This is a genomic window from Sphingobacterium mizutaii (assembly GCF_900187125.1).
Classification (GTDB): Bacteria; Bacteroidota; Bacteroidia; order Sphingobacteriales; family Sphingobacteriaceae; genus Sphingobacterium; species Sphingobacterium mizutaii.
In genome coordinates this window covers 1,556,581-1,568,099 of the sequence record NZ_LT906468.1, presented here as the reverse complement: position 1 = coordinate 1,568,099, position 11,519 = coordinate 1,556,581, and the positions used below count along the sequence as shown (strand labels likewise).

Genomic DNA, 11,519 nt, shown 5'->3' with positions numbered 1-11,519 from the left:
CCTGATTTTTTTATGTCTTATGTTTTAATACTTATCCCTTGGACTTTGATCTGTTTTCAATTCCAGCAGACCACCTGCCGTTATCGCTTTTAAGGGAATAAATGGTTCATGGACAGACTTTCCATTCAATTTAATCTGTTCGATATAAATTCCTCCATTTGCAGGATTTACCTTTTTGATCACAAAGTCCTTCCCACTGTAATATTTGGGATTCAATTGAATCTTGATCTCATCAAAGAGCGGAGTTGAAAGACCCATCTTGGCGTCAGCATCGGTCAGTCCAGCTACATCAAATAATCCCATGGCTGCCATCACATACCAAGCGCCCAATTGGCCTTGATCCTCATCTTGACCATATCCGTATCCATGTATGCCCTCATTGCCGTAAAACTTATTACAGATCTCCTGCACCCATTTCTGCGTCAGCGAAGGCTTGCCCGAGAAGTTAAACAACCAAGAAACATGAAGATTCGGTTGATTCCCTTGATTGTACAGTCCTTCCAATCCAGAGAATGCATCGATATTCTTGCCTCCGGAAAAGCCTAATTCCTCCGATTGAATAAAAATACTGTCCAATCTATTATTAAATGCGGTTTTCCCTATCGCTTTAATCAGGCCTTTAGGATCATGCGGCACATAAAAAGTATATTGATAGGCATTCCCTTCTTGAAACCCCCGCCAGGCTTGGCTAGGTTTGAAATCCTCAATAAAATCGCCGTTGGCAAGTTTTGGTCGTATCAACTTCAATTTGGGGTCAAAGAGATGCTTCCATCCTTGCGACAAGCTATTTAACTGTGCATAATCTTTTTGCTTGCCTAATGCTTTGGCAAATTGGGCTACCGCATAAGAACTGAAAGAATACTCCAAAGTATGGGATGCTGAAAACATCCAAGATTCATGGATTTCATTATCCGATTTATCAATATGCGGTACATAACCCTGTGCTACAAATTGATCTACATCCAATTTTCCAGCTCCCCTGGGTCTATCTTTGCCATCTATTTCGTTCTTTAAAGCCGCCTCATAGCCCAATTCAACATTAAAATCCCGAATCCCTTGGATATAAGCACTCGCAATAACCAGACTCACGAAATTGGTCCCAACCCCAGAAACATATCTACTGTTGGCGATTCCATCAGCCAACCATCCTGAGTCCTTATAGACCAATAATTGGGAATTCACAAAGTCAGATAAATATTCGGGATAAGCTATGGTCCACAGTTGGGTCAAGTTCCAAAAGGCACCCCAAACCGCATCGGTATTATAATGCTGGTATTTTGGTTTTCCAGCTGAATCTTTTTCAATATAGCCCACCGAACCATCATTTTTTGGATAGGCTCCTGAAACATCACTAGCCAATCCCCTCCCCAATAAGGCATGGTACAATCCAGTATAAAATTTCTTACGATCATTATCTTTACCGCCCTTCACTTGAATCCTCCCCAACATAGCATTCCACTTCGCTTGGTTCTGTTCTTTCGCAGCATCGAAATCCAAATTTCTGGCCTCCGCCAGAAAATTTGCTTTTGCCTCTTCAATTGAGGTATAGGATAGGCCTAGTTTGACCTCTATTCCCTCTTGATTTGCTGTAGCATAGGTAAAATAAGCTCCAGTGGAAATTCCTGAAATCTTATCCAATCCCTCGAACTGCTTTTCGCCTTGGAAAACCCCGTGTTTCGTCGCTTTCTTATTGCTTTCCGCATAGAAATACATTCTGATATCTGAACCTGCCTGATATTTCTCTACGTAGAATGGCGCCGTAATGGCATAGCCTTCAACAGAGCCATCCGGATTTATTCTCACTTCTGCTCCTTTCACTTTTCCACTCTCCCCCATTACATTGCCGATATCAAAAAGGATATGTGACTCTTGGCTTTTAGGAAAGGTATACCGATGGAAAGCCACCCTTTCTGTCGCTGTCAATTCAGCTGTAATGCCATAATCTTTCAGCAATACCTTATAATATCCCGGTTCTGCCAATTCATCCTTCCTGTCAAAACTAGAGCGATAGCCTGATTGGGGATCTTCCAATTTTCCAGGAATGGTCTTCAATTCGCCTTTGCTCGCCATTAAAGAAATCCCACCGATCTGGAACTCATGGAAATTGGGAAAGCTTTCGATGCTATGGTCTCGAAAATCATAGCCGGTCGCTTCCCATCCACTCTTATTGCCCAAGCTTCCATTGGTCGATGGACCTGGCTTAGCCATTCCAAAAGGCATTGCCCCTGGGGCAAAATGGAACCATCGGGCATGGGCAGTCCCAATAAAAAGATCTACCGATTGAATGGGTTGTTGGGCCAAAGCCATTTGACCAAGGCTTATGAATACTAAGGACAATAAGCTGAACAATCTTTTCATCTTAATTTTGATTTAATAGTTGTTGGATTTCTTCACTGCTCTTTCCTTTAGTTTCAGGAAGATATTTAAGGACAAATACAAATCCTATCAGGCAAACCAATCCCAAGAGGATAAATGTCCCTGCCACGCCAATATCGTCCAATAGGAATGGCGTGATCTGTCCCATCAGAAAATCGGATACCCACATCGCCAGAATACTTAAACCCATAGCCTTGGCGCGTATATGCGCTGGAAAGATCTCGGATGCCACCACAAATTTCAATGGACCGATGGAGAATGCAAAGAATGCCAAGAAGCAGATAACAGAAATTACCAATAGCCAACTGTCTGCTAGATCTAAATAGAACAACACACTGGTCAGAAATAGGGATATTGCTCCACCCATGGTCCCGATCAGGTACAAAGGTCTTCTCCCCAAACTATCCACCTTCCAAATGGCAATCAGCGTAAACAACATATTGGCTACCCCAATGATAATCTGCCCATAAAGGGAATTATCCAAGCTGAAACCTAAGGTCTTCAGTATGGTAGGACCATAATAGATAATTACATTGATTCCGCAGAACTGCGAAAAAATGGGCAAAAACAAACCAATGATCAGGGCTTTTCTATAGATCGGTTTCCAAACTTCGGAATATCCTGAATTGGCCATCCCATCCATATTTTTCGACCAGCTCGGACTTTCTGGCACAAACATCAAACCGATAAAAAAAGCCAAGGATGGAATCAAGGACATTCCGATCATTGCTCGCCATTCCTCTTCTACAAACACATATTGGAAGAAGGAGTGATTGGAGAATTGCGCCAATACATCCTGATCCTTGATGATCAGAGCATTGGATACATAAGCCAGCACGATACCAAAGGTCAATGCCAATTGGTAAAAGGTAACCAACTTTCCACGATCTTTGATCGGAGCTATTTCCGAAAGGTAAAGAGGCACCACATTGGAAGCAATACCGATCCCAATGCCGGTAAAGATCCTGGTCAAAATAATCAAGGAAAAGGATTCTAAAAAAATACAGGCAAATGTGGCAATGACAAAGATGATTGCGGCAAATTGCATACTGCTTTTACGGCCATATTTATCCGAAAGATGACCGGATATCATAACACCGATGATACAGCCTAAAAGTGCTGATGACACAAACCAGCCTTCCAAAAAACTGTCTAAGCTAAACTGCATTTTTACCAAGGGCAACACCCCAGATACCACAGCCATATCAAATCCGAAAATAAAACCTCCTAATGAGGCTATTATGGCCACAAAGGCCAATTGCTTGCTGGAAATATTCACATGTCGGAGTTTAGTTTATAATTGTTATTTCGATACTCCCCAATTTTTATTCGGTTCTGCTCCCATTTCTAAAATCAATTCGCCTCCCTTCAACAACTCCTCAGCATTGAAATAAAAGGTTTCTAATTTTTTTCCGTTTAGGGTAGCATTTTGAATGTATACATTCTTTTTACTGTTGTTTTTAGCCTTGATTACAAATCGTTTGCCCCTGCCAAACTGTTCGGCAAGGTCTATCTGCACCTCCTCAAACATCGGGCTTCCAATTTCATAGACCGGTTGGCTTCTGGTCCCTCCATCCATCTGGAACAATCCTATGGCTGTCATCACATACCATGCACTCATTTGCCCTTGGTCTTCATCACCCAAATAAGCATTCGATATTCCACGTCCATAATATCGTTCCGCTATCGAACGGCTCCATTTCTGCGTCAACCAAGGTTTGTCCAAATAATTGAATAAATATGCAAAATGCATCGATTGCTGATTTCCTTGAACAACGGGGTAATCCCAATATTGATCATTAGGTCCATTATATCGCCATTTTACGCTTTCATCAAATCCCCATTCCAAACGTTTTGAAAACACATCCGACCCAATCCAATGGGCTAGTCCCGGGATATCCTGCGGAACAAAAAATGTCAATTGCCAAGCATTCCCTTCTACATAATGATGGTTTGCTCCCGACTTGAATGGGTCGAAATCCTTTAGCCATTCCCCTTTTGAATCTTTCATCCGGGCATAGCCACTTTCCACATCAATGGCATTTTTCCACCAATTCCCACGATCATTGAAATAATTATAATCCTTTTCTTGGCCTAATGATTTGGCAAACTGACCAACGGTCCAATCATCAAAACTATATTCCAAGGTATTAGAGAACCTTCCCAAATCTGAAGGCACATATTTATATTTTAGATAAACCTCAAGGTCTCTGTTTCCAGCAAATCCACCTGCAAATTTCGAAGGTAGCGTAGTCTGCATTTTCTTGACCGCTTCAAATGCTTTATCTACATCATAATCGCGGATCCCCATTTGATAAGCTGAAACAATTAATGGAATCTCATGCTCAGCAACCATCACGGGTATATATTCCATACCTGCCGGTCCTTTAGCCAACCAACCATCAGCATCATACATAGCCAGTTGCGATTTAACCCATTTGTTGCTCCATTCTGGCGTTACCAGATTCCAAAACTGATTCAGATTCCAGAAGGTATTCCAAAAAGCATCACATCCCAAAGCCAAATCCTGCGGATCGCTGAATTGACGTACCCGTTCCTGAGAATCGCGCCATTCTCCATTGATATCACTAAAGGTATTTCGGCTTAAGGATCTATACATATTGCTATAGAACTTTTCCTTTTCAAAGTAATCATCCGATTTCACCTTGAGCCTCTCCAGTAAAGTATTCCAGGTTTTTAATTGATTTTCCCTAACCTGTTCAAAAGACCATCCAAAGGGTGCTGAGATTTCCTTATCCAGATTTTCTTGGGCATTTTCAATACTCACATAAGATATCCCAGTCCTTACTTGCACCGTCTTTTCTTGGCGGACATCAAACTCTACATACATCCCAGCTTCTTGGACCTCTTTTCCAGCGGCATTCTGCCCTTTTTGGATGCGATCGGATTCCCAAGTTCCAAAATCCACAATGGGCTGATCAAACTCGATGACAAAATGGACCTTATAATCCTGTTTCGCATCCGTAGACCAGACATTCTCAGACAATTGATCCGAATAGCCTATAATTTTATAGTCTGAAACCTTCTTTAATTGATAATCCTTAATGGTATAAGGATATTCTCCATTGACCTTCAAGTCAATCATGACTCGCCCTTTATCCGTTTGGTTAAAGGTATATCGTTGGAAGCTGGCTCTGGTTGTCTGCGTAAGATCTACGTCGATATTGTGGTCTGTCAATTTCACATGATAAGATCCCAAGGGAGCTTTTTCCTTTGTTTTATCAATCCTTGATCGATAACCTGAATCAGGGTTATATTGATCCCCAACCTGGATCTGTAATGGTCCGGCGGTCGGAAAGGTACCTAAGCCTGCCATGGTCCATTCATGGATATGGCTGAACATCCCTATCGATTCAACGGAAGGTTCATAACCTGCCTGCCAACCTACATTCTGGTTATCAGGACTTAATTTCACCATACTGAAAGGCATCCAAGGACCCGGTGCAATCATCCATCGGGAATGGGAGGCACCAATCATGGTATTGACATAATTTGAAACCGAACCTAATGGTTTCGGACTCCTTACGATCTTTTCCTTGCTGAGCAGTTTATCGTTGACAAATACTTCAACACTACTCGCCTTATCTTTTTTTACTGCCGCCAATGGGATTTCCAACTTGGACAATCCTTGGTCCATGGACTTCTGATAGGCAGTTTTGCCATCAACCACAACCTTAACTGTTTGATTGTCCTTTAACCGTAGAACCTCTACCAATAAGTTTTGGACCCTCTCTTTCTTATTTTCAAATTCAAAATCAGAGACTTGGATATCTTTGATTACGGTACTGTAATCAGACAGCAGTTTGGTCTTCGAAGGCCCTAATAACCTAAAAGAATCAAATTCAACCCAACCGCCCTTTAAACTGGTTATGCTCACTTGGTTGAAGCCATTTTTCAAGATCTCAGGCTTTATATCGATCCTGATTTTTTCGGCTCCCAATTGTCCAGCAACAGGATTGCTTTCTCCAGTTCCATTCTTGAGTTCATAATTGAATAGAACCCCGTTAACAGCCACTTGCACAGTGGGTTTTGCTTTGCTTTCTGAATTAACGAAATCCAATTCCAAGACATACTTTTCCTGCAAATCAATGGCATTCAATTGATAAAAGATGTTCAAAAAATGGGTCCGGATTCCGGAAGTCCCTCCTGTTCCACCCCATCCATTAGCTGGACCTGGCAAGACATAAGGGAAATCTTGGTTGAGCACACTTTGTCCAACCACGAAAAAATTATCTTCATAGCCAAAATCATGCCCTAAAAAGTCCTTGAATCCTTGCGGACTTAAAGCAAATTCCTGACTCGATTGATCTGCTTTTCCTAATTCCCAAATCGCTGCCTCTTGGGCTAACAAACCCGTTGCTGAGGCTAGTAACAGAGCAGTAGAAAAAAACATCTTTCGATAAAATTGCATATCCATGATTTTGGTATTGGTTATTGATTTGACTATTTCAGGAAAGATAGAATCACCTTTGCTTCTTCATTTCCTAAATTCTTGATCTTATAGCTTTCTGCGGAGGCCGGTACAATGAAGGTTTCAGCATAATGGAAAATTTGCTTATTTCCCTGTCTATCTTCCAGCTCGATGGAACTTCCTTCAACCAGCATCAATACATGCACCTTATTTTCCGTCTTTACTTGGATTTGATCCTGAAAATCTAATCTTTGGATCTCATAATAGTGCACAGGATGCGTAGGATATTGAATGATCTTTGCGCCATCTCTTTCCTCCGAAACATAAGGTTTGGAGATATGATCCTGCTCCACCTTTTCGCCTTGCCTTGAAAAATCAAGGTTTTTGAAGCCATGTTCTATATTGATAGGCCTAGGTTTACCTTCTTTATCGCGTTGGAGCCAATCATACATCTTAAAGGTATAGATATAGGGTGTAGCTGATATTTCAAGAACCAGATTGTTCTTACCAGCGCTATGCACGGTTTGATTTGGAATAAGATATAGCTTATGTTTCTCTGAATCAAACTCTTGAACATATTGCGGGACGTCCAACTCCTTTTCTTCGGCTACACTTTGCTCCAAGGCTTTCCGAAAACTATTGGGCTCAATCCCTTCTTGAAATCCTAAGTACACCTTTGCATTATCTTTGCAATCCATGATATAATAGGTCTCATCTTGGGTAAACTGCTCGCCAAAATTTTCTTGTATATAATCCAATGCGGGATGGCATTGAACAGAAAGGTTACCGCCATCAAAAGTATCCAGAAAGTCAAAGCGGATCGGGAAATAATCGCCAAATTGCTGATGACCCGATCCTAATATATTCTTGGACTCTTGGAACATGAGGGTATCGAAACTGATTTCCAACAACTTGCCCGAACTTTCCAGTACCAAACCATTTTCAGGAGCAATAATCTCAAATGACCATGCATAATTTACCTCATCTTGTGCCAATTCATGAAAACGTTCTTTCATCCATTGTCCACCCCAAACACCAGGATCAAACCATGGTCTTGGTCTAAATACCGTTTTGCTCATAGCTGTTAAGGAATTTCTCAAATCCTCAGCTTTGATCCAATTTAAGGTATCCAACCACTGGGTATCCGCAAAAAGATCAATCCTGGGCAGGATTTCTTTTTTATAAGCATTCAGCACGATCCAATCTACAAAGTACAGACGCTTGTAGGTATTTTTCATATTGAACCTCGTGTTTGAGCCGATATTAAAGGCAGACTTGCCCCTTACTCGAAACAGAAGTTCATTCTTTGGAATATCAAAATATGCGATGGAATCAAAGGAAGAAACAAAACTGGCACCTATGCCCCAAACAATATTGAGATCAAATTCCGTATTGGCTTCTAGGTTTTTTAGATCACCCAACAAAAAGAAATCTCCTAGACTAAGGTCACAGACCTTTCCCCACACCGAGTCATCGGTTCCCATAAACGGTTCGACCATTTTATCAAGCTCAGCTTCAGGCTTCAAGAAATCCTTCGTATAGATCCAATTGACACGAATGGATCGCTCGGCAAATTCCTTTTCTAGGGAAGCCTTGATGCCATCCCAATCCACCGCCACATAACCATCTACACAAACTGTCTTTATAGATACCATCCAATCTGCTAATGATGAATAACCAGAAGAAATCAATCCCTCTGCAATGGAAAAAGAAGGATAAATGCTATATCCAGCCTTTAAATCACCTGAAAGAATTGCAGGCATCTCAGGTTGTTTGGTCCCACGTATTATTTTAGTGCTTTCCATGGTTGACAAATCTTCCAACATATTTTATTGCGATCTAAAAATTTTTTATTTTCAATTGGTTTACAACACAATATTAATACATTGTACCTACATATCAAAGAAAAATATCAATATGTTTATACATATTAAGGAATTTACAATTCGTTAACAGTAAAAACATAAGTTTAAACCTGTCCCTGTCCTAGATCATTTTTCAGTATTAGTGGAGATTTGCTTTGATCTTATTCGAGACACATTCCGAATTTTCCGAATATGTCTCTAATAAGGTCAAAGTGAAACCCGAATAAAACTTCCAGAAAAATCTATCTCAGGATTTCGGAAATAATAGTCTTTGAAGCTTCTTGTATTATTCCTACATCAACAGAATATGAAATATAATCTATGCCCAATTCCCTCCATCTTCTGGCATCGGCCAGATTATCCGTGAAGATTCCAGTTTTCTTGGAGTTAGCTTTGCAAAGATTGACGATATATTCAATTTTTTCAATCACAGCAGGATGGTTGATTTGACCGGGTACACCTAAGGCTTGAGAAAGGTCATAAGGACCAAGGAAAATGATATTGACATGCGCCACTGCAATGATCGCCTCTATGTTATTGATGGCCTCCTCTCCTTCCAGCTGCAAAATCAAGTAATTCTGATTGGCTTCAGCAAAATATTCAAACCTATCCTTATTGGAAAACTCAGCTGCACGGACAAATCGGCACACCCCACGCATCCCTATAGGGCCAAACTTGGCGTATTCAACAGCTAGCTTGGCCTGTTCTGCATTACTGATCTGAGGCACCTGAACACCCAAAGCTCCAATATCCAATGCTTTGCCTATAGCCGAAGCTGAATTTTCCGGAACACGGATGATGGGAAAGGTCCCGGTGATCTGTGCTGCCCTTACCAAGTTTTGGGCATTCAATATGCTATTAGGACCATGCTCCAGATCGATGATGATAAAGTCAAAGCCGGCATATCCCATGGCTTCAATCATGGAGGGATCCGAAGTCTTTGAAAATGGACCCACCACCGTCTGTCCTGCTTCCAGTTTCTCTAAAAATCTCATGTAGGTTTAAATTAAACCTAAAAATAACTTATATTGCTGATAATGACCAAGGAATCAAAACAGAAAATTAAAGAATTCCATGATTTTGAGCCTTTAACCCAAACCTATACGCATGGCACTAAAGAGAATTTATAAAGAAGGATTAAAGCTCGGTGAAGGCCCTCTTTGGGATTACCGAACCCAACAACTTTTCTTTGTAGATATACTGGATAAAAAACTGTACATCTATGATTACCAGGATCAAAGTTTTGAGCAACATATTTTCAACGAGTATATCAGCTGCGTTGCATTGACTGCTGATCTGGATAAAATCTTGATTTCCCTTGAGAGTGGCCTGTATGAATTTGAATTGAGCACAGCGAGCAAAACGTTGATCTGCCAACCGGAGCATAGGAATAATTACAGATACAATGATGGGGCAGTCAGTCCTTGGGGAACATGGTTAATCGGAAGCATGAATAACCTCAACAATGGGGATAATGGTCCTTTATTACCTGATGCTTCTTTATATGAACTCAAAGATGGGGATGCAAAGACCTTATTGGATGGGGTCATCATTTCAAATGGGATCGCCTTTGAAGGTACTTTAATCTATTTCATCGATTCGGAATTAAATTCTGTAAGGCAATTCGAATATCGCGATGGAAAATTGGAAGATGAAACCTTAATCTTTCAGTTTGAAGGAATTGGGTCCTTAGATGGAATGTGCCTATCAAAAAGCAGGAAACTGTATATTGCAAATTGGGGCGGAAATCAAATCATCATATTTGATCTAAACCGCAAAGAGATTATCGATTATATCAATTTACCTTCCAAAAACCCAACTTCTTGTACTTTTGGCGGGCCGGAAATGAATGAATTATTCATTAGCAGCTCGGCGCATCAGGATGACCTGGAAGGTGCTGCTGGGCTATATTGCTTAAAAATAGATGACGAAGGAAGCGAAGAATTTATATGGAACGCCTAAAGAGTAATGTCATTAAGGTAATAAAAAAACAAAATTTAGACTCTTCGTTACATTTGGAGCCCAAAAGTAACCAAAACCGACGAAGGAGCTCACGGATACCAAAAACAACTCGAATCCGTAACGGCTTCGGCCCATTTAAGGTGGCTTTTCGCACGGCCTCCCACACATGGATAGAATGCCTTTTTGTCGGGAATATCTTTCCATAGATCATCCCCTTTAATGGAATAATCTATTGAAAGCATTCCAAGGCCAATCCCATCGCACAGGCATCGGCATTCTATCCATTTTTCCGCCACTGGAAATGAGCCGGGTGCTAACGGGCTTCCTTCGGAAGGATGGTTGTTTGTATAAATTGGGAACCCCTGGAAGGGGTGAAATCTTTGTAGAAAATCGGATCGTTAATCGGATAACCCACAGTGTGGGTGAAATGTTTTTCTGAAAATCCCTACTGAATTCATTTCCAATTCTGAACGATTAGTGAAGAATCTGTACGTTTTCCCACCCTGATCGTGTCATTCTCTATCGAAGATAGAGGACCTGTACGCCAATACCTATCTCCATTGTTTAGTTCTGAGAAACTTCGTGCCTACCAATGAACAAGTTTGTTAAATCTGTGTTTCTAGGTATTTAGAGCCATATTCATTTTCCATAAAAATTTCTTTTTTGCGACATACTGCCCTGGAAGGGCAGAATTATTTTAGCAATGGTATTGAACAATATAGGGTTAATGCAAAAACGCTGTTCGATTGATCGAACAGCGTTTTTGCGCGACCGCCAGGCCAACGTGCCATAATAGCTAAAATAATGGAACCCCAAAAGGGGTTCTATAATTAAAAAATAAAAGAGCTAATTTATTTTCATTGTCAATATGCTGTCATCAGCTT

Annotated in this window: 7 protein-coding genes; 1 reads left to right on the top strand and 6 read right to left on the bottom strand. The window is 40.9% G+C overall.

The features are described 5' to 3' along the window. Positions 1-24 precede the first annotated feature (24 nt). The 5 genes from CKW03_RS06705 to CKW03_RS06685 form a co-directional block, all read right to left on the bottom strand. Positions 25-2,358 (bottom strand): GH92 family glycosyl hydrolase, encoded by a 2,334-nt coding sequence (locus CKW03_RS06705; RefSeq protein ID WP_093095222.1) that lies wholly within the window; start codon positions 2,356-2,358, stop codon positions 25-27. Between the two features lies 1 nt (position 2,359). Then, on the bottom strand, positions 2,360-3,655 hold the full coding sequence (locus tag CKW03_RS06700) for an MFS transporter (RefSeq protein ID WP_236736433.1): 1,296 nt from the start codon (positions 3,653-3,655) through the stop codon (positions 2,360-2,362). A gap of 24 nt (positions 3,656-3,679) precedes the next feature. Next, positions 3,680-6,808, bottom strand: a complete 3,129-nt coding sequence (locus tag CKW03_RS06695; RefSeq protein ID WP_236736432.1) for a GH92 family glycosyl hydrolase — start codon at positions 6,806-6,808, stop codon at positions 3,680-3,682. 32 nt (positions 6,809-6,840) lie between these two features. After that, a complete protein-coding gene (locus tag CKW03_RS06690; protein ID WP_236736431.1) occupies positions 6,841-8,634 on the bottom strand; it encodes a class I mannose-6-phosphate isomerase in 1,794 nt (597 codons plus the stop codon). A gap of 281 nt (positions 8,635-8,915) precedes the next feature. Continuing rightward, positions 8,916-9,668 carry an HpcH/HpaI aldolase family protein gene (locus CKW03_RS06685; protein WP_093095219.1) on the bottom strand — a complete coding sequence of 251 codons (753 nt, stop codon included), beginning with the start codon at positions 9,666-9,668 and terminating at the stop codon, positions 8,916-8,918. Between the two features lie 112 nt (positions 9,669-9,780). On the opposite strand from CKW03_RS06685, the gene CKW03_RS06680 reads away from it, so the two are divergent. Beyond that, positions 9,781-10,635, top strand: a complete 855-nt coding sequence (locus CKW03_RS06680) for an SMP-30/gluconolactonase/LRE family protein (protein ID WP_093095218.1) — start codon at positions 9,781-9,783, stop codon at positions 10,633-10,635. An 89-nt stretch (positions 10,636-10,724) separates the two neighbouring features. On the opposite strand, the gene CKW03_RS20715 is transcribed toward CKW03_RS06680, so the two are convergent. Further along, positions 10,725-10,877 carry a hypothetical protein gene (locus tag CKW03_RS20715; protein WP_157739411.1) on the bottom strand — a complete coding sequence of 51 codons (153 nt, stop codon included), beginning with the start codon at positions 10,875-10,877 and terminating at the stop codon, positions 10,725-10,727. Positions 10,878-11,519 lie beyond the last annotated feature (642 nt).